General features: G+C 70.9%; 28 protein-coding genes. 6 read left to right on the top strand and 22 right to left on the bottom strand.

The window, feature by feature from the left end:
- Positions 1-23: 23 nt before the first annotated feature.
- From dprA to rplS, 8 genes are all read right to left on the bottom strand, one after another.
- The gene (gene dprA, locus QRN30_RS13615) at positions 24-1,259 is read right to left on the bottom strand and encodes a DNA-processing protein DprA (RefSeq protein ID WP_071251649.1); all 1,236 of its coding nucleotides are present in this window, start codon (positions 1,257-1,259) and stop codon (positions 24-26) included.
- The gene (locus tag QRN30_RS13610) at positions 1,259-2,782 is read right to left on the bottom strand and encodes a YifB family Mg chelatase-like AAA ATPase (protein ID WP_017888248.1); all 1,524 of its coding nucleotides are present in this window, start codon (positions 2,780-2,782) and stop codon (positions 1,259-1,261) included. The genes dprA and QRN30_RS13610 overlap by 1 nt, the downstream gene beginning before the upstream one ends.
- Complete coding sequence (locus QRN30_RS13605; protein WP_042539661.1) at positions 2,779-3,168, bottom strand: YraN family protein; 390 nt, start codon at positions 3,166-3,168, stop codon at positions 2,779-2,781. The genes QRN30_RS13610 and QRN30_RS13605 overlap by 4 nt, the downstream gene beginning before the upstream one ends.
- Positions 3,169-3,319: 151 nt before the next feature.
- A complete protein-coding gene (locus QRN30_RS13600) occupies positions 3,320-3,670 on the bottom strand; it encodes a histone-like nucleoid-structuring protein Lsr2 (RefSeq protein ID WP_056068961.1) in 351 nt (116 codons plus the stop codon).
- A gap of 114 nt (positions 3,671-3,784) precedes the next feature.
- The gene (locus QRN30_RS13595) at positions 3,785-4,108 is read right to left on the bottom strand and encodes a DUF2469 family protein (protein WP_017888251.1); all 324 of its coding nucleotides are present in this window, start codon (positions 4,106-4,108) and stop codon (positions 3,785-3,787) included.
- Between the two features lie 12 nt (positions 4,109-4,120).
- Complete coding sequence (rnhB, locus tag QRN30_RS13590) at positions 4,121-4,861, bottom strand: ribonuclease HII (RefSeq protein ID WP_284761211.1); 741 nt, start codon at positions 4,859-4,861, stop codon at positions 4,121-4,123.
- Positions 4,858-5,601 (bottom strand): signal peptidase I, encoded by a 744-nt coding sequence (gene lepB, locus QRN30_RS13585; protein ID WP_017888253.1) that lies wholly within the window; start codon positions 5,599-5,601, stop codon positions 4,858-4,860. The genes rnhB and lepB overlap by 4 nt, the downstream gene beginning before the upstream one ends.
- A gap of 123 nt (positions 5,602-5,724) precedes the next feature.
- Entirely contained in the window at positions 5,725-6,081 is a 357-nt protein-coding gene (rplS, locus tag QRN30_RS13580) for a 50S ribosomal protein L19 (RefSeq protein WP_017888254.1), read from the bottom strand.
- A 168-nt stretch (positions 6,082-6,249) separates the two neighbouring features.
- On the opposite strand from rplS, the gene map reads away from it, so the two are divergent.
- The gene (gene map / locus QRN30_RS13575) at positions 6,250-7,032 is read left to right on the top strand and encodes a type I methionyl aminopeptidase (protein ID WP_017888255.1); all 783 of its coding nucleotides are present in this window, start codon (positions 6,250-6,252) and stop codon (positions 7,030-7,032) included.
- 170 nt (positions 7,033-7,202) lie between these two features.
- Here map and trmD read toward each other — a convergent pair whose 3' ends face one another.
- The 5 genes from trmD to QRN30_RS13550 form a co-directional block, all read right to left on the bottom strand.
- Positions 7,203-7,895: a tRNA (guanosine(37)-N1)-methyltransferase TrmD gene (gene trmD, locus QRN30_RS13570; protein WP_017888256.1), complete on the bottom strand. Its 693-nt coding sequence runs from the start codon at positions 7,893-7,895 to the stop codon at positions 7,203-7,205.
- A gap of 5 nt (positions 7,896-7,900) precedes the next feature.
- On the bottom strand, positions 7,901-8,446 hold the full coding sequence (gene rimM / locus QRN30_RS13565) for a ribosome maturation factor RimM (RefSeq protein WP_200942672.1): 546 nt from the start codon (positions 8,444-8,446) through the stop codon (positions 7,901-7,903).
- Positions 8,447-8,465: 19 nt separating this feature from the next.
- Positions 8,466-8,702 carry an RNA-binding protein gene (locus QRN30_RS13560; protein ID WP_017888258.1) on the bottom strand — a complete coding sequence of 79 codons (237 nt, stop codon included), beginning with the start codon at positions 8,700-8,702 and terminating at the stop codon, positions 8,466-8,468.
- Positions 8,703-8,705: 3 nt separating this feature from the next.
- Positions 8,706-9,119, bottom strand: coding sequence for a 30S ribosomal protein S16 (gene rpsP, locus QRN30_RS13555; RefSeq protein ID WP_017888259.1), 414 nt, complete (start codon positions 9,117-9,119; stop codon positions 8,706-8,708).
- 164 nt (positions 9,120-9,283) lie between these two features.
- The gene (locus QRN30_RS13550; protein ID WP_284761210.1) at positions 9,284-11,419 is read right to left on the bottom strand and encodes an oxidoreductase; all 2,136 of its coding nucleotides are present in this window, start codon (positions 11,417-11,419) and stop codon (positions 9,284-9,286) included.
- A 71-nt stretch (positions 11,420-11,490) separates the two neighbouring features.
- Between QRN30_RS13550 and QRN30_RS13545 the strand changes: the two genes are divergently transcribed.
- On the top strand, positions 11,491-12,630 hold the full coding sequence (locus QRN30_RS13545) for a glutamate--cysteine ligase (RefSeq protein ID WP_175470751.1): 1,140 nt from the start codon (positions 11,491-11,493) through the stop codon (positions 12,628-12,630).
- 214 nt (positions 12,631-12,844) lie between these two features.
- Here the strand turns inward: QRN30_RS13545 and ffh are convergent, their stop codons facing one another.
- Both ffh and QRN30_RS13535 read right to left on the bottom strand, forming a co-directional pair.
- Entirely contained in the window at positions 12,845-14,395 is a 1,551-nt protein-coding gene (gene ffh / locus QRN30_RS13540) for a signal recognition particle protein (RefSeq protein ID WP_017888263.1), read from the bottom strand.
- A 44-nt stretch (positions 14,396-14,439) separates the two neighbouring features.
- Positions 14,440-15,090, bottom strand: a complete 651-nt coding sequence (locus tag QRN30_RS13535) for a VOC family protein (protein WP_159557903.1) — start codon at positions 15,088-15,090, stop codon at positions 14,440-14,442.
- An 84-nt stretch (positions 15,091-15,174) separates the two neighbouring features.
- Here QRN30_RS13535 and lipB point away from each other — a divergent pair, with 84 nt between their 5' ends.
- Both lipB and lipA read left to right on the top strand, forming a co-directional pair.
- Entirely contained in the window at positions 15,175-15,906 is a 732-nt protein-coding gene (gene lipB, locus QRN30_RS13530; RefSeq protein WP_140448183.1) for a lipoyl(octanoyl) transferase LipB, read from the top strand.
- The gene (gene lipA / locus QRN30_RS13525; protein WP_017888266.1) at positions 15,903-16,886 is read left to right on the top strand and encodes a lipoyl synthase; all 984 of its coding nucleotides are present in this window, start codon (positions 15,903-15,905) and stop codon (positions 16,884-16,886) included. Before lipB ends, lipA begins: the two co-directional genes overlap by 4 nt.
- 79 nt (positions 16,887-16,965) lie before the next feature.
- On the opposite strand, the gene QRN30_RS13520 is transcribed toward lipA, so the two are convergent.
- Positions 16,966-17,991, bottom strand: a complete 1,026-nt coding sequence (locus tag QRN30_RS13520) for a TerC family protein (protein WP_017888267.1) — start codon at positions 17,989-17,991, stop codon at positions 16,966-16,968.
- Positions 17,992-18,208: 217 nt separating this feature from the next.
- Between QRN30_RS13520 and ftsY the strand changes: the two genes are divergently transcribed.
- Both ftsY and QRN30_RS13510 read left to right on the top strand, forming a co-directional pair.
- The gene (ftsY, locus tag QRN30_RS13515) at positions 18,209-19,078 is read left to right on the top strand and encodes a signal recognition particle-docking protein FtsY (protein WP_017888268.1); all 870 of its coding nucleotides are present in this window, start codon (positions 18,209-18,211) and stop codon (positions 19,076-19,078) included.
- Between the two features lie 107 nt (positions 19,079-19,185).
- Positions 19,186-19,344: a hypothetical protein gene (locus QRN30_RS13510; protein WP_017888269.1), complete on the top strand. Its 159-nt coding sequence runs from the start codon at positions 19,186-19,188 to the stop codon at positions 19,342-19,344.
- Between the two features lie 98 nt (positions 19,345-19,442).
- Here the strand turns inward: QRN30_RS13510 and QRN30_RS13505 are convergent, their stop codons facing one another.
- From QRN30_RS13505 to coaD, 6 genes are all read right to left on the bottom strand, one after another.
- Positions 19,443-23,219 carry an AAA family ATPase gene (locus QRN30_RS13505; protein ID WP_284761209.1) on the bottom strand — a complete coding sequence of 1,259 codons (3,777 nt, stop codon included), beginning with the start codon at positions 23,217-23,219 and terminating at the stop codon, positions 19,443-19,445.
- Positions 23,220-23,250: 31 nt separating this feature from the next.
- Positions 23,251-24,222: a bifunctional DNA-formamidopyrimidine glycosylase/DNA-(apurinic or apyrimidinic site) lyase gene (gene mutM, locus QRN30_RS13500; protein ID WP_017888271.1), complete on the bottom strand. Its 972-nt coding sequence runs from the start codon at positions 24,220-24,222 to the stop codon at positions 23,251-23,253.
- Between the two features lie 4 nt (positions 24,223-24,226).
- Positions 24,227-24,952, bottom strand: a complete 726-nt coding sequence (gene rnc, locus QRN30_RS13495) for a ribonuclease III (RefSeq protein ID WP_017888272.1) — start codon at positions 24,950-24,952, stop codon at positions 24,227-24,229.
- Between the two features lie 13 nt (positions 24,953-24,965).
- Positions 24,966-25,169, bottom strand: a complete 204-nt coding sequence (rpmF, locus tag QRN30_RS13490) for a 50S ribosomal protein L32 (protein WP_017888273.1) — start codon at positions 25,167-25,169, stop codon at positions 24,966-24,968.
- Between the two features lie 55 nt (positions 25,170-25,224).
- Positions 25,225-25,809 carry a YceD family protein gene (locus QRN30_RS13485; RefSeq protein ID WP_017888274.1) on the bottom strand — a complete coding sequence of 195 codons (585 nt, stop codon included), beginning with the start codon at positions 25,807-25,809 and terminating at the stop codon, positions 25,225-25,227.
- 93 nt (positions 25,810-25,902) lie between these two features.
- On the bottom strand, positions 25,903-26,388 hold the full coding sequence (gene coaD, locus QRN30_RS13480) for a pantetheine-phosphate adenylyltransferase (RefSeq protein ID WP_017888275.1): 486 nt from the start codon (positions 26,386-26,388) through the stop codon (positions 25,903-25,905).
- Between the last annotated feature and the right edge of the window lie 33 nt (positions 26,389-26,421).

The raw sequence follows: 26,421 nt of genomic DNA, 5'->3' as shown, positions 1-26,421 counted from the left end.
CGTCAGCGTACGGCTGCAGACCGTCATGCCCGCCCCCACCCGCCGCCGCTCGGGACGACGAGCCCCTGCAGCTGCGCCAGCGCGAGCGCGTCGGCGACGTCCGCAGTCGACATCCCGGCTCGGCGGGCGATCTCGGCTTCGGGCAGCGCACGACGGCCGAGCGCGTCGAGGACCCGGACCACCTCGGGGTCCTGCCTGCCGGACAGCAACGGCTCGTCCGGCACCGCTCCCCCACAGGTCCCGGACACCGCACGGATCGCCGCGACCGGATCGCCGGGGTGCACGACGATCTCCGCCCGCCCCTGCGCGATGAGCCGGTGGCACCCGACCGACGCCGAGGACGCGAAGGCTCCGGGCACGGCGAACACCGGCCGGCCGAGCTGCGCGGCGTGGTGAGCGGTGTTGAGCGCCCCCGACCGAGCACCGGCCTCGACCACCACCGTGACGTCGGCCAGCGCGGCGATCAGCCGGTTCCGAGCGAGGAAACGCCACCGCGTCGGTCGTGTCCCCGGTGCCGACTCGGCGAGCAGGGCGCCCTGCCGTGCCACGTTGTGGAGCAGCTGCGCGTTGCCCACCGGGTAGAGCTGGTCGATGCCACCGGCCAGGACCGCGATCGTGGGTGTTCCGGCAGCGACGGCCACGCGGTGCGCCACGGCGTCGATGCCGTAGGCGCCACCGCTGACGACGCGGAATCCGGCGTCCACCGCCGTCGAGGTGATCTCCGCGGTCGCCTCGGCACCGGCCACCGTGTTCGCCCGGGACCCCACGACCCCGAGCACCGGCGTCCCGTCGCCGAGGCGGACGCCGGGGCTGCGCGTCCACAGGACCACCGGGGCGTGCGGCCCGAGGTCGTCCAGCGACGAGGGCCACCCGTCGCTCTCCGGGACGAGCAGACCGGCGCCGACCGCACCGGCGGCCGCGAGGACGTCGCCCACCTCGACGCTGGCCAGCCGGGGCCGCCAGCGCTCCACCGCGGTCCGCAGCACCCCGAGCAGCACCGCGGGGTCCTCGGCTCCGGGGACCTCGGCCTCGACGCAGTCCCCCAGCAGCGCGTCGTGGTCGCCGTCCGCGGCGAGCAACACCCCACCGAGTGCGCGCTCCGGCCCGAGCCCGGCGAGGAGCTCGCCGGCGACGGAGTCCCCGGGTTCGACGATGGCCGACCACGCGACCCGTGCCGCGGCCTGCACCGGGTCGACCGCGGCGCCGCTGCGTCCCAGCAGGCGCGCCACGGTGTCGAGGAGCTCCGTGCCCGCCGGCATCACAGCGCGCTCCGCAGGGCCAGGGCACCCCGGATGTGCTCACCCGTGGGCCGGTCGACGGCATCGAGGTCGGCGAGCGTCCACGCCAGTCGCATCACGCGGTCCCAGCCGCGCATCGTCAGGGTGCCGAGGTCGAGTGCACGGTCGAGGTCCGCGGTCGACCCGGGTTCGATGCGCCCGTCGGCGCGGAGCCAGGTCCCGGTGACCTCGGCGTTGCGGGACCATCCCGTCCCGTGCAGCCGCTCCGCCATGCGGGCCCGCGCTGCCGCGACCGCTGCACGGGCGACCGCCGTGGTCGGCGTGCTGCCGTCCGCGGCGCGCATCCGCCCCGTCGTCACCCGGGGCACGAGCACGCGGATGTCCATGCGGTCGAGCAACGGCCCGGACATCCGCCCGAGGTACCGGCGAACGGTGCTCGGCGAGCACTCACAGGGTTGCCCGTGGGCACCACCGGCGTTCCCGCACGGGCAGGGGTTCGCCGCGAGGACGACCTGGCAGCGTGCGGGGAACTCGGCGGCGCCCGCCGCCCGGTGGACGGTGATCCGACCGGACTCGAGCGGTTGCCGGAGCGCGTCGAGCACGGCCCGGGGGAACTCCGGCGCCTCGTCGAGGAACAGGATGCCCCCGGTGGCGCGCGACACGGCCCCCGGACGCAGCACCCCCGACCCACCGCCGATGAGCGAGACCGCCGAGGCGGAGTGGTGCGGGGCTTCCCACGGTGGCTTCGTGCTCCAGGACGCGGGGCCGAGTCCGGCGACGGACCGGACCGCGGCGACCTCGAGCGCGGTCTCGTCGTCCAGGTCCGGCAGCAGCCCGGGCAGCCGCTCGGCGAGCATCGTCTTGCCGGCACCCGGCGGCCCGAGCAGCAGCGCGTGGTGTCCCCCGGCCGCCGCCGCGATCACGGCACGGACCCCGACCGGGTTCCCCACGACGTCGGACAGCTCGGCCACGGGACGCGGCACCGACGGGATCGGGACCGGCAGCACCGGGTCGACCTCGACCTCCGGCAGGAGCGCCCCGGCGTCGATGGCCGCCGCCCGCAGCGAGTCCACACCCCGGACCCGCACACCGCTGACGACACGGGCCTCGGTCAGGTTGCCGACGGGCAGCACCACGCGGTCGACACCGGCGTCGCGCGCGGCGATGAGCATCGGGATCACCCCGGGGACCGGACGCACCCGACCGTCGAGGCCGAGCTCGCCGATGTACACGACACGCTCCGAGACGTCCGGCGCGAGTCCCGCGCCGGCGAGCACCGCCATCGCGATGGCCAGGTCGAACCCGGAACCGCGCTTCGGGATCGCAGCGGGGGTCAGGTTCACGGTGATCCGACGGGCGGGCAAGGGGCACCCCGCGTTCGCGGCCGCGGATCGCACGCGTTCCCGCGCCTCGCCCAACGAGGTGTCGGGCAGCCCGATGATGCTGAACGCCGGGAGCTGACTGGTGAGGTGGGCTTCGACTTCGATGCAGCGGCCGGTGACCCCCAGCAGCGCGACCGCGGCCGCGCGGCCGATGCCGGTCACAGCACGCCTGCCAGGTGTTCGACGACGATGCGGGGTCCGTCGACGTGGACCGCGACGACGTCCACGCGGACCGCACGTGCCGAGACCTCGGGATGCGCGTCGAACCACTCGGGGACGAGCCGACGCATCCGGGTGAGCTTCGCTGCGGTGATCGCCTCGAACGGGTGCCCGGTCGCCGCACCGGACCGGGTCTTCACCTCGATGAACGCGAGCGTGCAGGAATCCCACGCGACGATGTCGATCTCCCCGCGCGCACATCGCCAGTTCCGTTCGAGGACGCGGAATCCCCGAGCTTCGAGCCAGACCACCGCGCGTTCTTCACCGAATCGCCCGAGTCGGCCGTTCCGGAGCGACCGCCCCGGTGGGCGTTGCACCTGTTGTTCCATGTCGTTGCCTCCACGACAACGATCTCGGGAACGAACAACCACATCAGTGACGATGCAGAATCTGTGGAATCAGTGCGAGCAGATTGCCACTGTGGAGGAAAGAAGAAGGACCCGGGCGATCGAGATCACCCGGGTCCTGCTGCGGCGAGCGTCAGTGCGCTGCTGCGTACGCTTCCTGCACCTGCGTCGAGATACGACCACGGGACGAGACTTCGTACCCGTTCTCCTTGGCCCACTCGCGGATCTTGCCGAGCTCTTCCGAGTTGCCGCGCTTGGGTGCGGACTTCGGGGCGGAACCGCCACCGGTCCGACGACCGGAGACCTTGCGCGCCGCGGCGACGTAATCGGAGATCGCCTCGCGGAACTTGTCGACGTTGTCGTTCGACAGGTCGATCTCGTACGACGAGCCGTCGAACGCGAATTCGACCGTCCGGCCTTCACCGGTGGTGATGGGGGAATCGTCGAGGTCGTCGACGAGCTGGACGGTGACCTTCTGTGCCATGGGGTGCTCCTGTTCGTGGGGCGGTTAAATCCCCATCAGAATAGCGCGAACAATTCCATGGCGCTTCGGATCACCGGCGATTCACCGAGAAAGCAGCAGAATGAAAAGCGACGATCACTCGTCGAGTGCGAGTTCCTTCGGCAGTTCGAGTTCCCGCGTCGTGAGCTCCTCGACATTCACGTCCTTGAACGTGAGCACGCGGACACCCTTGACGAACCGGTCGGAACGGTAGACGTCCCAGACCCAGACGTCGTTCATGGTCAGTTCGAAGTAGAAGTCGTGCTCCGTGTCACGGCGCACGAGTTCGACCTCGTTCGCCAAGTAGAAACGGCGCTCCGTCTCGACCACGTAACGGAACTGCGAGACCACGTCTCGGTACTCGCGGTACAGGGCCAGCTCGACCTCGCGGTCGTAGTCGTCGAATTCGTCCTCATCCATTGCGCCCACAGTCTACGGCGACGGACGCCCGAGCGGAGGACCGGTGAGGGCCGCGGGGGCGTCGAGTTCGTCGAACCCGTCCAGCGCGACGCTCGAGGCCTGGTGCAGCCACGACTTCCGGTGCAGGGTGTGCGCCCCGACCGTCCGGATCGCGTCGTAGTGCGCCGTCGACCCGTACCCCTTGTTCGACACCCAGCCGTAGTGCGGAGCGTCGTCGTGCGCCGTGATCATGACGGCGTCACGCGCGACCTTGGCCACCACGGACGCCGCGGCCACCGAGGCGCAGTCGCGGTCGGCCTTGACCCGCACGACGACCTCGAGCGGTTCCGTCGCCGGCCGGAGGGATTCGGGGATGGCCCTGCTCAACCAGTCGAACGAGCCGTCGAGCACGACCACTGCGCCGTCGAGGGACACCCCGTCTGCGACCAGGGAACCGAGCGCCTGCGCCCCGGCAGCACCGAGGGCGGGGACGATGCCCTGCTGGTCGACGAACTCCGCCGAGGCCATGCCGACCGCTGTCCGCGCCCAACGCTGCACGACGGGCACCAGGTCGGTCCGGCGCGCTTCGGAGAGCAGCTTCGAGTCGGCGAGCCCCTGGGGCACACGTCCGATGTCGAGCGTCACCGCGGCCACTCCGACCCCGACAGGACCGGCGATGGCGCCACGGCCGACCTCGTCCATGCCGATCACGGTCACGCGGCCCTCGGCCAGCAGCCGTTTCTCGACCCGGAGCGACGGACGGACGGCGGTCACTCGTCGCGCTCCTCCACGCCGGCGAACACCTCGGGGTGGTCGTCGAGCCAGGTCCACCGGCTCGCCGGCCAGGAGATGACGAACGCGCGGCCGGTGACGTCGGACATCGGGACGAAGCCCTTCGACGGGGTGTCACCGTTGTACCGGGAGTCCTTCGAATCGTTCCGGTTGTCGCCCATCACCCAGATGGTGCCCTTCGGCACGGTCACCGAGAAATCGGTCGCCGAGGCCGGGGCACCGGCGGGCAGCTTCAGGTACGGCTCCTTGATGGGGACGCCGTTGACGGACATCTGCCCGAGGTCGTTGCAGCACGACACCTTGTCACCCGGCAGCCCGATGACGCGCTTGATGAGGTGGTCGTCGCTGTCCCCCGTGCCGAGCCCGACCTGCGTCAGGGCCCAGTCGATGGCCTTGGCGGGCTGCGTGTCCGGCGTGACGTTCGGCACGTCGGAACCGGTGAGCCATCCGCCCGGGTCCTTGAAGACGACGACGTCCCCCCGCTTCAGCGCCACGGTTCCGGGAACGAGCTCGTTGACGATCACGCGGTCGTTGATCTGCAGCGTGTTCTCCATCGATGCCGACGGGATGTAGAACGACCGGATCAGGAACGTCTTCACCAGGAACGACACGAGGAGTGCCGCGATGAAGATGATGACGAGGTCGCGGAGGAATGTGAGGACACCGTTCCGTTGCTTCTCGGCACGTGGCCTGCGCCCCGAATCGTCTGTCGTGTCCGTCATTTCCGCTCTCGTTCGAACCGCTCGCTCTGCCGCAATGGGAAGAGCCCCCCGTCGATGCACAACCGTACATGGACGAGGGGCTCGCAGCGTCGTCCGGCTCGCGGACGTTCACTGTGAAGGCGATCAGGCGTCGCGCTTCTCCTTGATCTTGCGGCGAGCCGCCTTGCCGCGGAGCTCGCGCAGGTAGTAGAGCTTCGCACGACGGACGTCACCCTTGGTGACGATCTCGATGTGGTCGATGATCGGCGAGTGCACCGGGAACCAGCGCTCGACGCCGACCTGGAAGCTCACCTTGCGGACCTTGAAGGTCTCGCCGATGCCGTGGCCCTGACGGCCGATGACGACACCCTGGAAGACCTGGATACGCGAGCGCGTGCCTTCGATGATGTTGACGTGCACCTTGATGGTGTCGCCGGGACGGAAGTCCGGGACGTCGGTCCGCAGCGATGCTGCGTCGACGTTGTCGAGGAGCTGGCTCATGGTGGGTTTCACTCTCTGCGGACGCACACGGGTCGCCGCGGATAGAAGGTTCGGAAAGTGGTGGTGCGTGCCCGGTGTCGGCGACTCCCCCGTGGCAGAGTCCAGCCAGGGCACAGCGTTCAATACTGCCACAGAGAGCGCGCGAGGCAAAACGACGAGGATGGACCCATGATCGAACTCCGCACCCCCGCCGAGCTGGACGGCCTGCGTGTCGCCGGCCGGTTCGTGGCCGACGTGCTCGACGAACTGCTCGAGACGGTCGACGTCGGCGTGAACCTGCTCGACCTCGACCGCGTCGCCGCCCGGATGATCGCCGAGCGCGGGGCCGAGAGCTGCTACGTCGACTACCACCCGTCGTTCGGGATGTCGCCGTTCGGCAAGAACCTCTGCACGTCGGTCAACGACGCCGCCCTGCACGGCCTGCCGCACGACTACGCGCTGCAGGACGGCGACCTGGTGAGCCTGGACTTCGCCGCGAGCGTCGACGGTTGGGTCGCGGACTCCGCCGTCAGCGTCCAGGTCGGGACGCCGCGTGCCGAGGACCAGGCCCTGATCGCCACCGTCGAGCGGGCGCTGGCGGCCGGCATCGCCCAGGCCGCCCCCGGCAACAAGCTCGGCGACGTCTCTCACGCCATCGGACACGTCGCGCACCAGGCCGGTCACGACGTCAACCTGCAGTTCGGCGGGCACGGCGTCGGCCGCACGATGCACGGGGACCCGCACGTGCCGAACGACGGCCGTCCGGGCCGCGGGCTCAAGCTCCGGCCGGGGCTGGTCGTCGCCATCGAACCGTGGCTCATGCAGACGACCGACGAGCTCTCCCAGGACGACGACGGCTGGACCCTGCGCAGCGTCGACGGCTCGCGCGCTGCGCACGTCGAGCACACCGTGGCGGTCACCGAGGCCGGACCCGAGGTCCTGACCCTGCGTCGCGCCCAGCGCGACCAGTAGCGGGCCTGGAGGCGCGGCACCAGCTGGCACCGCGCCTCCAGTCCGTCACGCGTCGCCCCCACCCCACCGAGGCGACAGATCTCGCAGGCCGCGGACCGTCAGAACAGCGAAAGCGACAGGTGTCCGCGGATGTTCCGCGGACGTCTGTCGCTTTCCCAGGACGGGTCGCGCTACGCGTCGGGCAGCAGGTCCGGACGGACGCGCCGCGTCCGCTCCAGCTGCTGCTCGTGCCGCCAGGCACCGACGCGGGCGTGGTGCCCGCTGAGCAGGACGTCGGGGACGTCCAGGCCGCGCCACGACGCGGGCTTGGTGTACGAGGGGTACTCGAGCAGACCGTCCTCGTGGGACTCCTCGACCAGTGACTCGGGGTTGCCGACCACGCCGGGGACCAGTCGACCGACGGCCTCGATGATCGCCATCGCGGCGACCTCGCCACCGTTCAGCACGTAGTCACCGAGCGAGAGCTCGACGACGGTGGCGCGCGATGACGCCCACTCGAAGACGCGGGCGTCGATGCCCTCGTACCGCCCGCAGGCGAACACGAGGTGGTCGGACGTCGACGCGAGCGAGCGCGCGATCGACTGCGTGAAGGGGGTGCCGGCCGGCGTCGGGACCACCAGGGTCGACGAGCCGTCGGGGCGGAAGAGCGCTTCGAGCGCCTGCGCCCACGGTTCCGGCTTCATCACCATGCCAGCGCCACCGCCGTACGGGGTGTCGTCGACGGTGCGGTGCCGGTCGGTGGTCCACGACCGCAGGTCGTGCACGTGCAGGTCGAGCAGGCCGCCGGAGCGCGCCTTGCCGAGCAGGGACACGTCCAGCACGGAGAAGAACTCCGGGAAGATCGTGACGATGTCGATCCGCACGGCAGCTAGTCCGTGACCGTCTCGGGGCGCGAGGTGTCCTCGGGGTCCTCGAACAGGCCCTGCGGCGGCGTGACCGTGACGGTGCCGGCAGCGATGTCGACCGCGGGCACGATGGCGGAGACGAACGGCACGAGGACCTCGCCGCGGGTCGGCGTGTCGATCGCGAGCAGGTCCTGCGCGGGCATGTGGTCCACACGGGCGACGGTGCCGACCTCGGCGCCGTCGCGCAGGACCTTCAACCCGACGAGCTGGTGGTCGTACCAGGCGTCGTCCTCACCGGTCTCGGCGTCGGCGTCCTGCTCGACCCAGAGGATGATGCGTGCCAGGGACTCGGCGCCGGTGCGGTCGTCGATCCCGGCGAAGAACGCGACGGGGTGACCGTTGTACCAGCGGAGTTCGTCCAGCTCGAGGGTCTTGCCCGACCACGGAGAGTCGTCGGGGACCTGGAGCGTGAAGGTGGCGCCCGGGGTGAACCGACGATCCGGGTCGTCGGTGTAGAGCTCGAGCTTGATGCCGCCCTTGAGCCCGTGCGCCTTCGTGATTCGACCCACCCGGAGCTGGGTCGTCTCCCTAGGAATCGGTGTCCACCACGTCGACCCGCACGCGCTTGCCGTCGGCCAGGGCCGTGACGAGGGTGCGGAGCGCCTTGGCGGTGCGCCCGGCGCGACCGATCACGCGGCCGAGGTCCTCGGGGTGCACACGCACCTCGAGGACCTCGCCGCGTGGGGAGGTGGAGCTGGCGACGCGCACGTCGTCAGGGTGATCGACGATCCCCTTGACGAGGTGCGTCAGCGCGGATTCGAGCAAGGACTACGCCTCGGTCGTCTCGTCGGCGGTCTCGGCGTCGTCGGCCTTGGCGGCGGGAGCCGTCTTCTCCGACTTCGGCTTGAGGACGGCCTTCTTCGAGGAGTCGACCTGGAAGGCCTGCTTCGGCTCGGCGACCTTGACCTTGGACTCGGTGTCCTTCTCGCCCTTGAACTTGGCCCAGTCGCCGGTCAGCTTGAGGAGGGCCGCGACCTGCTCGGTCGGCTGCGCGCCGACGCCGAGCCAGTAGAGCGCACGCTCGGACTCGATCTTGATGACCGAGGGCTCCTCGGTGGGGTGGTACTGACCGATCTCCTCGAGGACACGACCATCGCGCTTGGTGCGCGAGTCGGCGACGACGATGCGGTAGTAGGGCGCACGGATCTTACCGAGACGCTTCAGACGGATCTTGACAGCCACAATTGCTCCTGTTTGCTTTCGTTGTGGTTGAACTGGAACCGCGGGCGTGGGGGCACACACGGCGAAAGCTCGAGAGAGATCGCTCACAGCTGGATAGAGGGTCGAGCTGCGGCGATTCGACCGTTCATTCTTGCAGATTCCCGGCCGTGATGCGAGCCGACTCGCTACGGGGCGAGGCGCCGCACCGCTTCGAGGGCTTCGGACGTCGCCCGGACCGCGTCCACGCTCCGTGCGTCCCGCGCGCCGCCGACGACGGCGTACGGCACGCCGGCGGCCTGGAGGCCCGTGGCGAGTCCGTCGGGAGCGTCACCCTCGGCGTCGCTCGCCCGCTCCTGCCCGGCGCAGACCACGACGGTGTCCGCCGGCACGCCGACCTCGTCCCCGTGCTCGTCGCGGATCCAGAGCACCCCGGGTTCGATGCGCAGGTACTCCTGCACGCCGCCGACCATCCGCACGCCGGCGTCGCGCAGCCGACCGATCGCGACCCACCGCGAGGTGATGCCGATCCCGTGGCCGAACTTGCCCGATCGGCGGAGCACCGTCACGTCCGGCCCCGGTCGGGTGGTGCGCGGTGCCGCGGGGAGCCGCTGCGGGACGTCGCCGACGAGTTCCTCGGACACGTCGAGGTCCCAGCGCGCCGCGAACCCGGCGGCCCGGACGGCCTCGTCGGGCGACTCGGTCAGGAACGCCGCGGTGTCCACCCCGATGCCGCCGCCGCCGATGATCGCGACGGTGCCCTCGGGGACGCCGTCCCGCAGCGCCCGCTCGTAGGACAGCACGTGCGGCAAGTCGCTGCCAGGGACGTCGATGCTCCGCGGGACCACCCCGGCCGCGAGCACGACGGCGTCGCTGTCGACGAGGTCCCGAGCCGTGGCCGGGCGTCCGAGGTGGATGGTCGCGCCCCGCTCCTCGAGCTCCGTGCGGGCGGACCGCACCGTGGCGGCGTAGTCCTCCTTCCCCGGGACGAGTGCGGCGAGGCCGAACTGGCCGCCGAGACGGTCGGACGCCTCCCAGAGGGTGACCTCGTGGCCGCGGCGGGCGGCGTCCACCGCCGCGGCGAGCCCGGCCGGACCGCCGCCGACGACGTCGACGCGCTTCGGGTCGGCCGTCGGGCGTGCGGGGAACGCGACCTCGCGGCCGGCGCGGGGGTTCACCAGGCACGACACCGGTGCGCCGATGATCGACCGGTCGAGGCACGCCTGGTTGCAGCCGATGCAGGTGTTCACGAGGGCGAACCGGCCGGCCAGGGAGCGGTCGACGAGCGCGGGATCGGCCAGGAACGGTCGGGCGAGGGCGACGGCGTCGAGCAGGCCGTCCGCGAGCACCGCCTCGCCGTCCCGCAGGTCCGTCATCCGGTTCGAGGCGATCACGCGGACGTGCGGGTGCGGGGACGCGCGCACCACCCCGGCGATCCGGGACGCGTACGCCAGCCAGGCCCCGTGCGGCACCGCGGCCTGCACCGTCGGGGTGCGGGACTCGTGCCAGCCGATGCCGACCGAGATGCCGTCGAGCCCGAGCGGCAGCAGGTCGTGCACGAGTGCGTCGACCTCGTCGTCGGTCGAGGAGCCGGGCATCAGGTCGGCGCCGGACAGCCGGATCGTCACGGCGAGGTCCGGGACGGCGGTGCGCACCGCCCGGACGACCTCGATCGCGAACCGCCGACGACGTGCTGCGTCGCCGCCCCACTCGTCGTCGCGCAGGTTCGTCAGCGGCGACTGGAACTGGTTGATCAGGTACCCCTCGGACGCCATGATCTCCACGCCGTCGAACCCGATCGCGCGGGCGGTGCGGGCAGCGACGGCGAAGTCCTCGATGGTCCGCTCGACCTCGGCCGACGTCAGCGCGGTCGGCACCACGCCCCGGGCGGCTGCCCACGGCAGGGCCGAGGGCGCCACGACGCGCTGCGGGTCCCCGTGCCGGTCGACCATCCCCGACGCCAGGGCGTACCGACCGGCGTGGAACAGCTGCGCCAGGATCGTCCCGCCCTCGTCGTGCACGGCCTGCACCGCGACCCGGAACCGCTCGTCGGCTCCCCCGACCCCGAACACCGCGAAGTCCGGACCACCGCGGGCCTCGTCGTTGACCGCGATGCCGCCGGTGATGATGCACGCGGCTCCGCCGGCCGCGCGCTCCCGGTAGAACGCGGCCATGCCGGCACCACCGTCGTCCTGCACCTCGAGCCCGGTGTGCATCGACCCCATCACCACCCGGTTCGGCAGGTGCAGGGGCCCGAGGGTCCAGGGTGACGCCACGCTCCGGAGCGACTCCGGGACGACGGGGGCGGAAGCGACGCTGCTCATGCGCCCATTCTGCGGGGTCCGTGCGACCGGCGGACGGATCGTTGTGCGTGTCCGACAACGTTCCGGGCAGGATGGACGGCATGGACATCCGCTTCACCGAGTCCCGCCCGTCGACCATCGGCGTCGAGTGGGAACTCCCGCTGGTCGACCTGTCGACCGGCGACCTCGCGCCACGCGCCCCCGCCGTCATCGCCGCCGTGCACGAGCGGCTCGGTGACCCCGACCGCGTCACCGAGGAGCTGCTGACCAACACGGTCGAAGTCGTGTCGAGCGTCCACGATCGGGTGGGTGCGGCGACGAGCGAGCTGTCCGGCATCATCGGCGAGGTCATCGACGCCGCCGAACCGCTCGACGCCCAGGTGATGTGCTCCGGCACGCACCCGTTCGCCGTCTGGGACCAGCAGGAGATCACCCCGGACAGCGAGCACTACACGACCCTGATCGACCGCACCCGCTGGTGGGGACGCCAGATGCTCATCTGGGGGGTGCACGTGCACGTCGGCATCGACGACCGCGACAAGGCGGTCCCGATCATGAACGCGATGCTCGCCTACGTTCCGCACCTGCAGGCGTTCACGGCGTCGAGCCCGTTCTGGGGCGGGACCGACACCGGGTACGCCTCGAACCGTGCGCTCATGTTCCAGCAGCTCCCGACCGGTGGACTCCCGCCACAGCTCGGTGCCTGGGCGAACTTCGAGGAGGTCGTGGGCGACCTCACGCACACCGGCGTCATCGACAGCGTGAAGGACCTGCGCTGGGACATCCGCCCCTCGCCCGGCTGGGGCACCCTGGAAAACCGCGTGTCCGACGGCATCTCGACCCTGCACGAGGTCGGTGCCGTCACCGCGCTGGTGCAGTGCCTGGTCACCGCGTGCTCGGACCGGCTCGACGCCGGTGAGACCCTGCCGACGATGCAGCCGTGGTTCATCCGCGAGAACAAGTGGCGCGCGGCCCGCTACGGCATGGAGGCCGAGATCATCACGAACGTCGCCGGTGACGAGCGGCTCGTGACCGACGAGGTGCACGACCTGGTGCAGCGGCTCGACCCGATCGCGGAGCGGCTCGGCTGCCAGGACGAACTGCACCACCTCGACACGATGATCGAGCGCGGCGCCTCGTACCAGCGGCAGCTGCAGGTCGCGCGCGAGAACGGCGGCGACCTGCGCGCGGTGGTCCGCCACCTGGTCACGGAGTTCCGCGACGCGCTCTGACGCACCCGCCCGGACCGGGCGTACCCGGTCCAATCGGGCGTACCTGGACGTTCCTTCCGACCAGGTACGCCCGATTCAGGTTTCCAGCGCGCGTGCGATGGGAAGGAACGTCGCGACGCGACCGGACGACGGACGGGCGCGCCCCGCGTGCCGCTGGCGCGTCACGCTGAGCGGAGCGCGCCCGTCCGTCAGGTGGTCGCGATCGCGAGCCGCGTCAGCGACCCAGGAACTTCTGCAGCGACGCGAGCTCTTCCTCGGTCGGCGCCTTGGAACCCTTGGCGCCACCGAGGCCGAGGCCGGAGCCCTGCGGGGCCTGCTGCGGTGCAGCCGCGGCACCGGCCGCGAGGGCCGCGCGCTTGGCCGGGTTGCCGACCTTCGACTTCTTCTTGCCACCCTGCTGCTGCTTCTTGCCACCGTGCATGCCCGGGATCGGACCCATGCCCGGCATCTGCGGCACACCGCCGCGGGCGACGGTCTTCATCATCTTGGCGGCCTGCTCGAACCGGTTCACCAGGGCGTTGACCTCGGTGACGGTCGATCCGGCGCCGCGCGCGATGCGCAGACGACGCGAACCGTTCAGCAGCTTCGGGAGCTCGCGCTCCTGGGGCGTCATCGACTGGATGATCGCCTCGGTGCGGACGATCTCGCGCTCGTCGAAGTTGTCGAGCGCCTCGCGCATGCCCTTGGCGCCCGGGAGCATGCCGAGCATGCCCTTGATGGAGCCGGCCTTGCGGAGCTGCTGCATCTGCTGCAGGAAGTCGTTCAGCGTGAAGTTGTCGGTCGCGATCTTGTCCGCGACCTTGCGCGCCTCTTCCTCGTCGAAGGCACCCTGCGCCTGCTCGATGAGGGACAGGATGTCGCCGAGGTCGAGGATCCGGCTCGCCATGCGGTCCGGGTGGAACGGCTCGAAGTCGTCGAGCGACTCACCCGTCGACGCGAACATGATCGGGCGGCCGGTCACGCTGGCCACCGACAGGGCAGCACCACCGCGGGCGTCACCGTCGAGCTTCGACAGGACGACACCGGTGAAGTCGACGCCTTCCTGGAACGCGCGGGCCGTGTTGACGGCGTCCTGACCGATCATCGCGTCGATGACGAACAGGACCTCGTCCGGGTCGACGGCCTTGCGGATGTTCGCCGCCTGCTTCATCAGCTCGGCGTCGACACCGAGACGACCGGCGGTGTCCACGATGACGGTGTCGTACTGCTGGTCGATCGCGGCCTTGATGGCGTTCTTGGCGACCTTGACCGGGTCACCGACACCGTTGCCGGGCTCGGGCGCGAAGACGTGCACGCCGGCCTGCTCGCCGACCACCTGCAGCTGCTGCACGGCGTTCGGTCGCTGCAGGTCCGCCGCGACGAGCATCGGGGTGTGGCCGTCCTTCTTGAGCCACTTGCCGAGCTTGCCGGCCAGGGTCGTCTTACCGGCACCCTGCAGACCCGCGAGCATGATGACCGTCGGCGGCTTCTTCGCGAACTCGAGCCGTCGCTGCTGCCCGCCGAGGATGCCGACGAGTTCCTCGTTGACGATCTGGACGACCTGCTGCGCCGGGTTGAGCGCGCGGTTGACCTCGTCGGAGAGGGCACGCTCGCGCACCGAGGCGGTGAACGCCTTGACGACCTCGAGCGCGACGTCGGCGTCGAGGAGGGCCCGCCGGATCTCGCGGACGGTGCCGTCGACGTCGGACGGAGTCAGCCGACCCTTGCTCCGCAGATTGCGGAAGGTCTCGGTCAGCCGATCGGAGAGTGAGCCGAATTGCGCCATGATCCATCGATTCTACAAGGCTCGCGCAGGCCGCACCGGTCCGTTCACCGCAGGAGGACACCCTCGGTCAGTTCGAGCGGTGCCCCGAGGCCCAGGTCGACGACCACCGGCGCGATCGACGGACTCCGGTCACCGGTCGGGAACCAGCGCCGGTCGGGCGACACCAGGATCACGAGGCCGTCCACGTCGCCGACCGCGGCGAAGGACTCCCCCGGCGGGTTCGCGTAGGGCTCGAGACCGGCGCGTCGCAGGGCATCGACGGCGCCGAGGACGTCGGGGACGGGGACGCCGACCTCGCTGATGGAGACGAGCGGGACGACCGTGTTCTCGCCCGCGTCTGCGGGCAGGTCCCGCCGCTCGATGAGCTCGAGGAGCTGCTCGTCGGGCCCCTCGAAGTAGACCGACCGCGAGTTCCAGTTCGGCGGCCCCTCGAACTCGTCCTGGTCATCCGTACCGAGCACCGTCGTCAGTCCGGCGATCCAGGCCTTGGCCGCGTCGAACGTCCCAGTGGGGATCGTGATCGCCAGGTGCAGGGCTCCGGTCATCTCGGGCAGTTCACGGAACACGAGGAGCGACGACCCCACGACGACGCGCACCGCGGCGTCGACGATCTCGACCGGACACCCCAGCCGTTCGAAGAACCGGGCGGTGTCGTCGAGCGATCGGGTGGCGAGCTGTACCTGGCGGATGTCCATGTCCCCATCGGAACATCTCAACCATAGTTGAGGTCAAGAGGATGGTTGTTGGACGCCGTCCAGAAACTGTCGTACAGTCGCCGCATGCCGGAACTCGAGATCGTGCACCACCCCGGGCTGCTCGACTACGCCGACGGTCTCGCTCTGCAGCGGGACCTGCACGCCGCCGTCGTCGCAGGCCGTTCCCCCGGAGCCCTCGTGCTGTGCGAGCACCCGTCCGTGTACACCGCCGGACGCCGCACCGAACCCTCCGACCTACCGACGAACGGTGCCCCCGTCGTCGACACCGACCGCGGCGGCCGCATCACCTGGCACGGCCCGGGGCAGCTCGTCGCCTACCCGATCGTCCGACTCGCCGAACCCCTCGACGTCGTCGCCTGGGTGCGCGACCTGGAGCAGGTCATCATCGACGCTGCTGCCGCCGTCGGAGTGCACGCTGAACGGGTCGACGGGCGCAGCGGTGCATGGGTGCCGAGCTCGGACGGCTCCCCCGCCGCCAAGATCGGCGCCATCGGGCTGCACGTCGCCGAGGGCGTGACGAGCCACGGCATCGCGATCAACTGCGACAACGCCCTCGACGCCTACCGAGCGATCGTCCCGTGCGGCATCGCGGACGCCGGGGTCACGACGCTGCGCGCCGCCGCGGCGCACCTGGGGCTCGCTCCCGTGACCGTCGACGACCTCGCACCCCTGGTAGCGCACGGCGTCCAACAGGCCGTCGACGGCATGCACCGCGGCCACCGGATCAGCACGACAGCCCCCAGCACCAGCACGAGCACCAGCAACGCGCCCGCCCGACAGGAGACCCTCGTATGACCCTCGCCCCCGAAGGCCGCCGCATGCTCCGGGTCGAGGCCCGGAACGCCGAGACCCCGATCGAGACGAAACCCGGGTGGATCAAGACCCGCGCCACGCAGGGCCCCGAGTTCCGCGAGCTGTCCGCCCTGGTCAAGGACCAGCAGCTGCACACCGTCTGTCAGGAGGCCGGCTGCCCGAACATCTTCGAGTGCTGGGAGGACCGCGAGGCGACGTTCCTGATCGGCGGATCGCAGTGCACCCGCCGCTGCGACTTCTGCCAGATCGACACCGGCAAGCCGGAACCGCTCGACCGCGACGAGCCCCGCCGGGTCGCGGACTCCGTCGTCTCGATGGGCCTGAAGTACGCCACGGTGACCGGCGTCGCACGGGACGACCTGCCCGACGGCGGCTCCTGGCTCTACGCCGAGACGATCCGGCAGATCCACGAGCACTCCCCCGGCACCGGCGTCGAGATCCTGGTGCCGGACTTCAACGGCCGACCGGACCAGCTCGGCCAGGTGTTCGACGCCCGCCCCGAGGTCTTCGCGCACAACGTCGAGACCGTCCCGAGGATCTTCAAGCGGATCCGACCGGCGTTCACGTTCGAACGCTCCCTGGACGTCATCACCCAGGGCCGCGACGCCGGACTCGTCACGAAGTCGAACCTGATCCTCGGCATGGGCGAGGAGCGCATCGAGATCGAGGACGCCCTGCAGCGCCTGCACGACGCCGGCACGGACATCATCACGCTGACGCAGTACCTCCGCCCGTCACCGCGGCACCTGCCGGTCGCGCGCTGGGTCAGCCCTGCGGAGTTCGTCGAGCTCCGCCAGCTCGCCGAGCAGATGGGCTACGCGGGGGTCCTCGCCGGGCCGCTGGTCCGGTCGTCGTACCGGGCGGGCCGGCTGTGGGCACGGGCGACGGTGGCGCGCGGCGGCTCGGTTCCCGAGCACCTGGCCCACCTGCTCGACGCGACCCCCGGTCGCCAGGCCGTCTGACGCTCCGGGCGACGCTCCGGACAGACGCCAGGCGCGGTGCCAGCTGGCACCGCGCCTGGCGTCCGTCAGGTGGTGACGACTACTTCGCGTCGGCTTCCACCGACTCCTTCGGCTCACCCGACGGGGTGAGCCCGCGCTCCTGGCGGCGCTTCGAGACCACGAGCGAGGCGATCGTCGCGACCGTGATCGTCAGGGCGATGAAGCCCAGCGAGAACCAGATCGGGATCTCCGGCGCCCATTCGATGTGCTCGCCACCGTTGATGAAGGGCAGCTCGTTGACGTGCATGGCGTGGAAGACGAGCTTCACACCGATGAACGCCAGGATGACGGCCAGGCCCTGACCCAGGTAGATGAGGCGCTCGAGCAGACCGGCGATCAGGAAGTACAGCTGCCGGAGCCCGAGGAGCGAGAACGCGTTCGCGGTGAACACGATGAAGGCGTCCTGCGTCAGCCCGAAGATCGCGGGGATGGAGTCGAGCGCGAACAGCACGTCGGTGAGGCCGATGGCGACCATGACGAGCAGCATCGGGGTGAACAGGCGCTTGCCGTCGACGCGGGTGGTCAGGCGGTCACCGTCGTAGTGGTCCGAGGTCGGGATGAAGCGCTTGAGGATCCGGATGAGCCGCGAATCGCCCTCGTTGCCGTGGTCGTTGCCGCTGCGGGCCTGCGACCAGGCGAGCCAGAACAGCAGCGCACCGAACAGGTAGAAGACCCACGAGAAGTTCTCGATGATCGTGACGCCGAGGGCGATGAACACACCGCGGGCGACGAGCGCGATCGCGACGCCGACCAGCAGGACCTTCTGCTGGAACTCCTTCGGCACGGCGAAGCTCGACATGATGATGAGGAAGACGAAGAGGTTGTCGACCGACAACGCCTTCTCGGTCAGCCAGCCGGCGAAGTACTCACCACCGGCCTGTCCGCCGCCGAACACCAGGATCCCGATGCCGAACAGGATGGCCAGGCCGATGTAGAAGGCCGACCAGAACGCGGATTCGCGGATGTGCGGCACGTGCGGCGTGCGCACGTGCGAGTAGAAGTCGAACACGAGCAGCGCGAGGATGCCGGCGATCGTGATGAGCCAGACGAAGAGTGGGACGTCCACGGTTTCCTTCAGGTAGGGCGTGCCACTGGTGTGCGGGTACGCCGAGGCCTGAAGGTCTCTTCCGTCGCCCCGCACCGGAACCGGTGCCGCACGACCGGCGCCCCGGGGCCGGATCGTTCCGGACCGTACTGACGGGGTCACCGAGAGGGAATACTCCCCTTCGTGTCCCCGAGCATACCGGGCACAGCGGACATGTGCCGCGCTCTAAGCTGGGAGCATGGCGAGTTCTTGGTCACTGTCCACACGGCTGCGCGGCCTCTTCCAGCGCAAGACGATCGACGAGACCACGTGGGAGGACCTCGAGACCGCCCTGATCGGCGCCGACTTCGGCCCGGACATCTCCGAGGAGATCATCGAGGACCTGCACGCCCGCGTCGACCGGTACGGCACGACCGACCCCGCCGACCTGCAGCGCATGCTCCGCGAGGTCCTCGAGGAACGGCTCTCGAAGCTCGACACCACCCTGAAGCTCAGCGCGCGGCCCGCCGTGGTGCTCGTCGTCGGGGTGAACGGCGTCGGCAAGACCACGACGATCGGCAAGTTCGCCAAGTTCCTGAAGACCTACGACCGCACGGTGCTCGTCGGGGCGGCGGACACGTTCCGCGCCGCGGCGGTCGAGCAGGTCGCCACCTGGGCCCAGCGCGCCGGGGTCGACGTCGTCCGTCCGTCGCAGCCCGGGCAGGACCCCGCATCGGTGGCGTACCAGACCGTCGAGAAGGCGATCCGCGACCAGACCGAGATCGTCGTCATCGACACCGCCGGGCGCCTGCACACCAAGGCCGGGCTGATGGACGAGCTCACCAAGATCAAGCGCGTCGTCGAGAAGCAGACCGAGATCAGCGAGGTCCTGCTCGTCCTCGACGCGACGACCGGCCAGAACGGACTCGCCCAGGCCCAGGCATTCATCGAGGGCGCCGGCGTGACCGGCCTCGTCATCACGAAGCTCGACGGCTCGGCCAAGGCCGGCTTCGTGCTCAGCGTGCAGGAGAAGACCGGCATCCCGATCAAGCTCATCGGGCAGGGCGAGGGCATCAACGACCTGACGGGCTTCACGCCGCACGTGTTCGTGCAGAACCTCGTCGGCTGAGCGGGCGCGGTCCCGCCGCACGAGCGAACGCGATGCGGCGCCGAGGAGTAGCGTCCCGATCTGGTCCGGGCATCTGCTCGGTCTCGTTCCAGGGATAGGAGACCCTCATGCCCGCACTGCTGATCATCGCGATCATCGTCGGCCTCGTCCTGCTCTTCAGCGGCATCTTCGTCGGCGCCCTGAAGCTCCTGCTCTGGGTGGGCATCGTGCTCATCCTGCTCGGGATCATCGGCTGGCTGCTCCGGACGATCCGCGGTCGCGCGTAGCGACCCGGCGTCCTGTCCGGACGCACCTGACGGAACAGGAGGCGCGGTGCCAGCTGGCACCGCGCCTCCTGTCTGTCGTCGAGTCGCGACCAGGGCGCCTACGCGACCGCGTCCGCCGGCTCGCGCTTCTGCACCCGCTGCCCGACGACGGCGGAGACGCCGTCCTGCCGCATCGACACCCCGTACAGGGCGTCCGCGATCTCCATCGTGCGCTTCTGGTGCGTGATGACGATGAGCTGCGACGACTCGCGCAGGCGCTCGAACACGGTCAGCAGACGGCCGAGGTTGGCGTCGTCGAGCGCCGCCTCGACCTCGTCCATGATGTAGAACGGCGACGGCCTCGCGGTGAAGATCGCGACGAGGAGCGCCACCGCAGCCAGCGACCGCTCGCCGCCGGACAGCAGCGTCAGGCGGTCGATCTTCTTGCCGGCGGGCTTCACCTGCACGTCGATCCCGGTGCCCAGCAGGTCGGACGGATCGGTCAGGTTGATCGACCCCGATCCGCCCGGGAACAGGATCGGGAAGATGACGTCGAACGCTTCCTTCGTGTCGTTGAACGCGGACTCGAAGATCGTCTGCATCTTCGTGTCGAGCTCGTCGATGATCGTCAGCAGGTCCGTCCGGGTCTTCTGCAGGTCCTCGAGCTGCTCGGCGAGGAACGCGTGCCGCTGCTCGAGCGCCTGGAACTCCTCGAGCGCGAGCGGGTTCACCTTGCCGAGCTGCCCGAGGTCGCGCTCGGCGGCCTTGAGCCGGCGCTCCTGCTCGGCGCGGACGTAGGGGACGGTCTCGACGTCGGCGGGGTCGATCTCGTCGGTCGTGTCGAACTCGGGCAGGGCGGGGCCGCCGGGCAGGGTGGACGCAGGCTCGACGAGGGCCAGGTCGTCGGCCGGCTCGTCAGTGCCGTCGTCGGTGCTCATCTCGGCGTCTGCGTCTGCGTCTGCGTCTTCGTGCGCGTCCGCGCGGTCCGGCTCGGGCACGCCCGCGGCGTCGGCGGCGACGGCCGCCGCTGCGCGCTCCGCCTCGCGGTGCTTCCGCGCGAGCACCCGCGGGTCCACGAGCACGTCGACCGGCACCGGCACGTGCGGCCCGTACTCGGCCACCAGTACCGCCTCGGTCAGCCCGAGCTCGCTCTGCGCCCGGTCGAGGACGCCGGAGACGTGCAGCTTCTTCTCGTAGATCTCCATCTCGAGGGAGTGCACGCCGTCGGTGATGGTCTGCAGGCGGTCGCGGAGTTCACGTTCCTCGTTGCGGATCGTCTGCAGCTCGGTGTTGCGCTTCGACCGCTCGGCTTCCTCGGTCGCCAGCTGCACCCGCGCCTCGGCCAGCGAACGGTCGACCGCGCCGAGCACCCCGGGCAGGTCGGCGAGCACGGCTTCGGCGGTGCGGATCTGTCCGCGGCGGATCACCGCGAGCCGCGCGGCTTCCTCAGCGGCGGCACGCTCGGCCTCCAGCTGGCGTTCGAGCTGGTCGGCGCGGTTCCGTTCGGCGCGCACCCGCTCGCGCACGGTCTCGACCTGGATGCGCTGCTCGACCTCGGCGGCGCGCGCGGCCTCGAGCGCGTCCTGCAGCGCGGGGCGCTCGGACGCGTCGACCACGGGGCGGTCCTGCTCGGTGAAGGTCCGGTGGGCCGACTCGGCCTCGGCCAGCGCCGCCTCGGCGGTCTCGACGGCACCGTCGGTCTCCGCCAGCGCGGCGCGCAGGCGCTCGACCTCGGCCGCGGCGTTCTCCGCCTTCGCCCGCGTCGACGCACTCGTGCGGTCGTACTCGGCCTTCGCCCGCGTGTACGCCCGGGATGCCGCGTCGGCCTCGTCCGCACGACGGCGTGCGTCCTCGACGGCGCTGCGCGCGGTCTGGAGGCCCGTGGCGGCGTCCTCGGCGTCGGTCGCGATCGCGTCGCGTCGGGTCACGGCGTCGTCGCGCTCCGCGACGAGCTCGATGCGCGAGGTCACGCGTTCCCCGCCGCCGGTCACGCGGACCGCACGGACGAGGTCGCCGGACCGCGTGACCACCGTGGCCTGCGGGGCGGCGGTGAGCACCGCCTCCAGGTCGAGGTCGTCGGTCTCCGCGACCAGCGTGTCGCGCAGGATCGACGCGAGCGCCGGCGGTCCCTGCACCAGGTCGGTGGCACGGCGGACGCCGGCCGGCAGGGTCGCGGGCAGAGCGGTGGAGACGGGCGCGGCGTCCGCGACGACGACGTCGATCCGGCCGAGGTCAGCGGCACGGGCGTGGTCGACGGCGTCGAGCGCCACACCGCGGCCGTCGGCGAGCACGGCGTCGGCGATGCCCTCGAGCGCGGTGGCGATCGCGGCCTCGAACCCGGGCGACACGGTCAGGCTGTCGGCCAGGCGACCGACGATGCCCGCGCGGCCGGCGTCGATCAGGGCCTGCGAGCCGTCACGGACCTCGATCGACATGCCGAGCGCGGTGACCCGGGCGTCCAGGGCGTCCCGCTCGCGTTCGAGGGCGTGCAGCCGGTCGCGCTGCTCGTCGCGCGCGCTCTGTGCCCGTTCGAGCTCGGCACGCGCCTGCTCGAGGGTCTGCGCGAGTGCGGCCTCGTCGACACCTTCGGACGGGTCGACCCCGAGTTCGGCGAGGGCCGCCGCAGCACGCTCGGCACGCTCCCCGGCCTCGGCGAGAGCCCGCTCCCGCCGTTCACGGTCGGCGACGGCGGAACCGCGCTTCGACCGCGCGACGTCAACGGCACTGGCGAGCCGCTGCGCCTCGAGGTCGTGCTGCGAGACCCGGGCGGCCTGCGCGGCGATCCGCTCGTCGAGGGCGTCGAGGGCGACCCGGGCGTCCTGCACGGCACGGGCCGTCGTCGCCGAGCCGCCCTGCATCTCGTCGGCACGGGCCGCGAGGCGATCGGCCTCGGCGCGGACCCCGTCCACCTGCTCCTGGGTGACGGTCGGGCCCTGCTGCGGGGCGTCGGCCTGCTGCGCCAGGAACATCAGGCGCTGGTTCGCCAGGCTCGACAGGCCGCGGAGGCGCTCCTGCACGCTCTCGAGCCGGTGCACGACGGTGCGGGCGCGGTCGACGTCGTCGCCGACCATGCTCTGCTCGACGTGCTGCTGGCGCACCCGGGTCTGGTCGAGCCGTTCGGTCAGGACGATGCGCTCGGACTTGCGGCCGGCCTCGACCTCCTGGTGGTCGTGCAGCTCGCGGCGCAGGCGCACCACGTCGTCGGCCAGGATGCGGGCCTTGGCGTCGCGGAAGACCGCGGCGACCGACTGGGCCTTGCGCGCGACCTCGGCCTGTCGCCCGAGGGGCTTCAGCTGCCGCCGGATCTCACCGGCCAGGTCGGACAAGCGGGTCAGGTTGGTCTGCATCGCGTCGAGCTTGCGGAGGGTCTTCTCCTTGCGGCGGCGGTGCTTCAGGATCCCCGCGGCCTCCTCGATGAAGCCGCGGCGGTCCTCCGGCGTGGCGTGCAGCACCTTGTCGAGCTGCCCCTGCCCGACGATCACGTGCATCTCACGGCCCAGGCCGGTGTCGCTCAGCAGCTCCTGCACGTCGAGCAGTCGGCAGTTCTCACCGTTGATGGCGTACTCGCTGCCGCCGTTGCGGAACAGTGTGCGCGCGATCGTCACCTCGGAGTACTCGATCGGCAGCAGGCCGTCGCTGTTGTCGATGGTCAGCAGCACCTGGGCGCGACCGAGCGGACCGCGGGTGGAGGTGCCGGCGAAGATGACGTCCTCCATCTTGCCGCCGCGCAGGGTCTTCGCCCCCTGCTCCCCCATCACCCAGGCCAGGGCGTCCACCACGTTCGACTTGCCGGAGCCGTTCGGGCCGACGATGCACGTCACGCCCGGCTCGAACGCGAACGTCGTCGGCTGCGCGAAGGACTTGAACCCCTTGATGGTCAGGCTCTTCAAGTACATGCGGTCTCCGGATGCTCAGGTTGGCGTCAGGCTAACGCGTGCGGGCACGGGGACGCGGTTGGCACACGGGACAGATGTGGCTCGACCGGTTCATGAAGGCCTCGCGGACGATCGTGGTGCCGCAGCGGGGGCACGGCTTGCCCTGCTGGCCGTAGACGTTCAGGCGCTGCGAGAAGTACCCGGACTGCCCGTTCACGTTGACGTACTGGGCGTCGAAGCTCGTGCCTCCGTCCTCGAGCGCCCGGCGCAGGATGGCGCGGACCTCGTCGAGCAGGCGTCGCAGGTCGGCGCGGGTGAGCCGGTCGGCGGCGCGGTCGTAGTGCAGCTTCGCCGCCCACAGCGACTCGTCGGCGTAGATGTTGCCGATGCCGCTCACGACACCCTGGTCGAGCAGCACCCGCTTGATGCCGCTCGAGCGCTTCCGGGCCATCGCGGTGAACCGGTCGTCGTCGAACGCGGGATCGAGTGGGTCACGCGCGATGTGCGACACCTGGCCGGGCACCCAGCGGCGCCACACGGCGTCGGGGTCGGTCGCGTCGACCTGCCCGCCGAACCCGGCGGGAGCACCGTCGATCGTCGGCACCATCGCGTCGATCGCCATCGAACCGAACGTGCGCTGGTCGACGAACTCGAGCTCCACCGGGGGTTCCGGCGCACCCGCACGGTCGGTGCCCGCGGGCTGCACGTCGATGAGGATCCGCCGGTGCTTCGCCGCCTGCCGACCACGGCCCAGCAGGATCTGCCCGCTCATGCCGAGGTGGGCGACGAGTGCCTCGGGGCGGTCCCCGTCGTGCTCGGGCTGCAGCGGCATCCAGAGGAACTTGCCCCGGCGGACGGCGGCGGCGATGGTGCGACCGGTCAGTCGGTCGGCGAAGTCCTCGGCGGGGCCGTCGTGCCGGGTCAGGGCACGGTCGTCGACCACGTCGACGTGCAGGACCCGCGCGCCGCTGACGGCGGGTTCGAGGCCGGCGCGGACGACCTCGACCTCGGGGAGTTCGGGCACGCGGTCAGGCCGCTCGACCGGACAGCCGCGTCCACGCGTCGAGCGCGGCGGCCATCTCGGCTGCCTTCTTGCTCGACCCGGTGCCGGTGGCGATGTCCTCGCCCTGCAGGACGACCGTGGCCGTGAAGGTCTTGTCGTGGTCCGGGCCGGTCTCGGTGACGCGGTACGCCGGGTTGCCGAGCGAGCGGCTCGAGGCGAGCTCCTGCAGGCTCGTCTTCGGGTCCATCGCGGCGCCGAAGCGGTCCGGGTCGATCATGAGCGGCTCGACCAGACGGAGCACGAGCTCGGTGGCCGGGTCGGGGCCGGCCGACAGGTACGTCGCGCCGATCACGGCTTCGACCGTGTCGGCCAGGATCGACGACTTGTCGCGCCCACCGGTCTGTTCCTCGCCCTTGCCGAGGCGCAGGTAGCGGCCGAGCCCGATCATCCGGGCGATCTCGGCCAGCGCCACGGTCGACACCAGGCTCGCTCGACGCTTGGCGAGGTCGCCTTCGTCGAGGTCGGGGAACGACCGGTAGAGCTTCACGGTCACGGCCTGGCCGAGGATCGAGTCCCCGAGGAACTCGAGGCGCTCGTTGTGCTTGATGCCGCCGTGCTCGTAGGCGTAGGAACGGTGCGTCAGGGCGAGCTGGAGCAGCTCGAGGTCGATGTCGACCCCGAGGATGCCCTGCAGACGAACGACGTCCGGCCCCGCGGGGCGAGACCCCGCAGCGCCGGACGTTGTCGTCATGCGTTCGGTCCGATCAGACGTCGGCGACCTTGCGGCCCTTGTACTCCATGTACAGGGGCGTGCCGGCCGAGTCCTCGACGACCTTCGCGCGGTGCGGGAGGCTGTAGGTGACCTGACCGTTCTCGATCGTCTTCACGAGCTGGATCGGCGTGGCCTTCCACTGCGAACGACGGGCGTGCGTGTTCGCACGGGACTGCTTGCGCTTGGGAACGGCCATGGTGAATCTCTTTCGGTTGGTCGGTGGTCGGAACGGGGGCTGGCGGTGTCGGGACCTACTCGGTCTCGGCCCGCTCCTCGCCCTCGGTGGTCTTCGGTGCGGTGGTGTCACCGTCGGTGGATCCTGCAGCACTGTCGTCGAGAGCGATCCCGCTGAGCGCTGCCCACCGGGGGTCGATCACCTGACGAGCGGGCTGCTCGCCGAGGTCGGCCAGACGCTCACCCGTCACCGGGTCGAGTCCTGGGCAGTCCGGTCGGCAGACCGGCTGGAACGGCAGCGACAGCACCACCGCATCTCGAACGACCTGTTCGGTGTCCACGTGGTCATCGCGAACGAAGAAGTCGAAATCCTCCGAGGCATCATACGCGAACAGCTCGGCGAAATCGACCTCGATCGGTTCGCTGATGTCGATGAGGCAGCGCGAGCACTCCCCCGCGGCGTCGGCTGAAGCGTGCCCGGACACGAGGACGCCCTCGTGCAGGCCTTCGAGCTTGACGTCGATCCGCAGTTCCGCACCCTGGCGGACGGCGATCAGACCGGCCCCCATCGCGTCGGGCACCTCGATGTCGAGCGAGTGCTCGCGCATCTCGCCCGGCCGGTGCGCGAGGTCGCGCACGCGCAGGGCGTAGGGGCTGTTCACGGGGGAAGACACGATCGACAAGCCTAGCGCGATCCAGGCCGAGAGTCGAGGTGGCGACAGGCGTGTCCGGACGCGATGCCGCCCCGGGGACGCTCAGCGGGCCGCGAGGGCGTCCGCGACGGTCTTCGGCACGTAGGGCGTGACGTCGCCGCCGAGGGACGACACCTGGCGGATGAGCGAGCTCGACACGTGCGCCCGTGACGCCTCGGGCAGCAGGAACACCGTCTCGACGTCGGCCAGGTGGCGGTTCATGATGGCCATCGGGGTCTCGTACGCGACGTCCTCGCCGGACCGCACGCCCTTCACCAGGACCTTCGCGCCGACCTGTCGGCAGTAGTCGACCAGCAGGCCCGACGTCCATTCGCCGACCGTGACCGTCCCGGGCGCGCCGACCTCGACCAGCGAGTCCCGGATGAGCCGGACCCGGTCGACCGCCTCGAACATCGCCGGCTTCTTGTCGGGGTTGTGCACCACGAGGACGTGCACCTCGTCGAAGAGCCCGGCCGCGCGGCCGATGACGTCGAGGTGCCCGAGGGTGACGGGGTCGAAGGAACCGGGGACCACCGCGATCTGCGCCATGGCAGCGACGATACCGCGCGCGCCGTCGTGCCC

The organism is Curtobacterium sp. MEB011 (assembly GCF_030209655.1).
Classification (GTDB): domain Bacteria; phylum Actinomycetota; class Actinomycetes; order Actinomycetales; family Microbacteriaceae; genus Curtobacterium; species Curtobacterium poinsettiae.
This window is presented reverse-complemented; position numbering and strand designations above follow the sequence as displayed.

What these genes read in the sequence shown, in the direction of transcription:
- dprA (WP_071251649.1), bottom strand. Translation starts at nt 1,259, where the DNA reads ATGCCGGCGGGCACGGAGCTCCTCGACACCGTGGCGCGCCTGCTGGGA.
- QRN30_RS13605 (WP_042539661.1), bottom strand. Translation starts at nt 3,168, where the DNA reads ATGGAACAACAGGTGCAACGCCCACCGGGGCGGTCGCTCCGGAACGGC.
- QRN30_RS13600 (WP_056068961.1), bottom strand. Translation starts at nt 3,670, where the DNA reads ATGGCACAGAAGGTCACCGTCCAGCTCGTCGACGACCTCGACGATTCC.
- QRN30_RS13595 (WP_017888251.1), bottom strand. Translation starts at nt 4,108, where the DNA reads ATGGATGAGGACGAATTCGACGACTACGACCGCGAGGTCGAGCTGGCC.
- lepB (WP_017888253.1), bottom strand. Translation starts at nt 5,601, where the DNA reads ATGACGGACACGACAGACGATTCGGGGCGCAGGCCACGTGCCGAGAAG.
- rplS (WP_017888254.1), bottom strand. Translation starts at nt 6,081, where the DNA reads ATGAGCCAGCTCCTCGACAACGTCGACGCAGCATCGCTGCGGACCGAC.
- map (WP_017888255.1), top strand. Translation starts at nt 6,250, where the DNA reads ATGATCGAACTCCGCACCCCCGCCGAGCTGGACGGCCTGCGTGTCGCC.
- QRN30_RS13550 (WP_284761210.1), bottom strand. Translation starts at nt 11,419, where the DNA reads ATGAGCAGCGTCGCTTCCGCCCCCGTCGTCCCGGAGTCGCTCCGGAGC.
- QRN30_RS13545 (WP_175470751.1), top strand. Translation starts at nt 11,491, where the DNA reads ATGGACGGCATGGACATCCGCTTCACCGAGTCCCGCCCGTCGACCATC.
- ffh (WP_017888263.1), bottom strand. Translation starts at nt 14,395, where the DNA reads ATGGCGCAATTCGGCTCACTCTCCGATCGGCTGACCGAGACCTTCCGC.
- QRN30_RS13535 (WP_159557903.1), bottom strand. Translation starts at nt 15,090, where the DNA reads ATGGACATCCGCCAGGTACAGCTCGCCACCCGATCGCTCGACGACACC.
- lipB (WP_140448183.1), top strand. Translation starts at nt 15,175, where the DNA reads ATGCCGGAACTCGAGATCGTGCACCACCCCGGGCTGCTCGACTACGCC.
- lipA (WP_017888266.1), top strand. Translation starts at nt 15,903, where the DNA reads ATGACCCTCGCCCCCGAAGGCCGCCGCATGCTCCGGGTCGAGGCCCGG.
- ftsY (WP_017888268.1), top strand. Translation starts at nt 18,209, where the DNA reads ATGGCGAGTTCTTGGTCACTGTCCACACGGCTGCGCGGCCTCTTCCAG.
- QRN30_RS13510 (WP_017888269.1), top strand. Translation starts at nt 19,186, where the DNA reads ATGCCCGCACTGCTGATCATCGCGATCATCGTCGGCCTCGTCCTGCTC.
- QRN30_RS13505 (WP_284761209.1), bottom strand. Translation starts at nt 23,219, where the DNA reads ATGTACTTGAAGAGCCTGACCATCAAGGGGTTCAAGTCCTTCGCGCAG.
- rnc (WP_017888272.1), bottom strand. Translation starts at nt 24,952, where the DNA reads ATGACGACAACGTCCGGCGCTGCGGGGTCTCGCCCCGCGGGGCCGGAC.
- rpmF (WP_017888273.1), bottom strand. Translation starts at nt 25,169, where the DNA reads ATGGCCGTTCCCAAGCGCAAGCAGTCCCGTGCGAACACGCACGCCCGT.
- coaD (WP_017888275.1), bottom strand. Translation starts at nt 26,388, where the DNA reads ATGGCGCAGATCGCGGTGGTCCCCGGTTCCTTCGACCCCGTCACCCTC.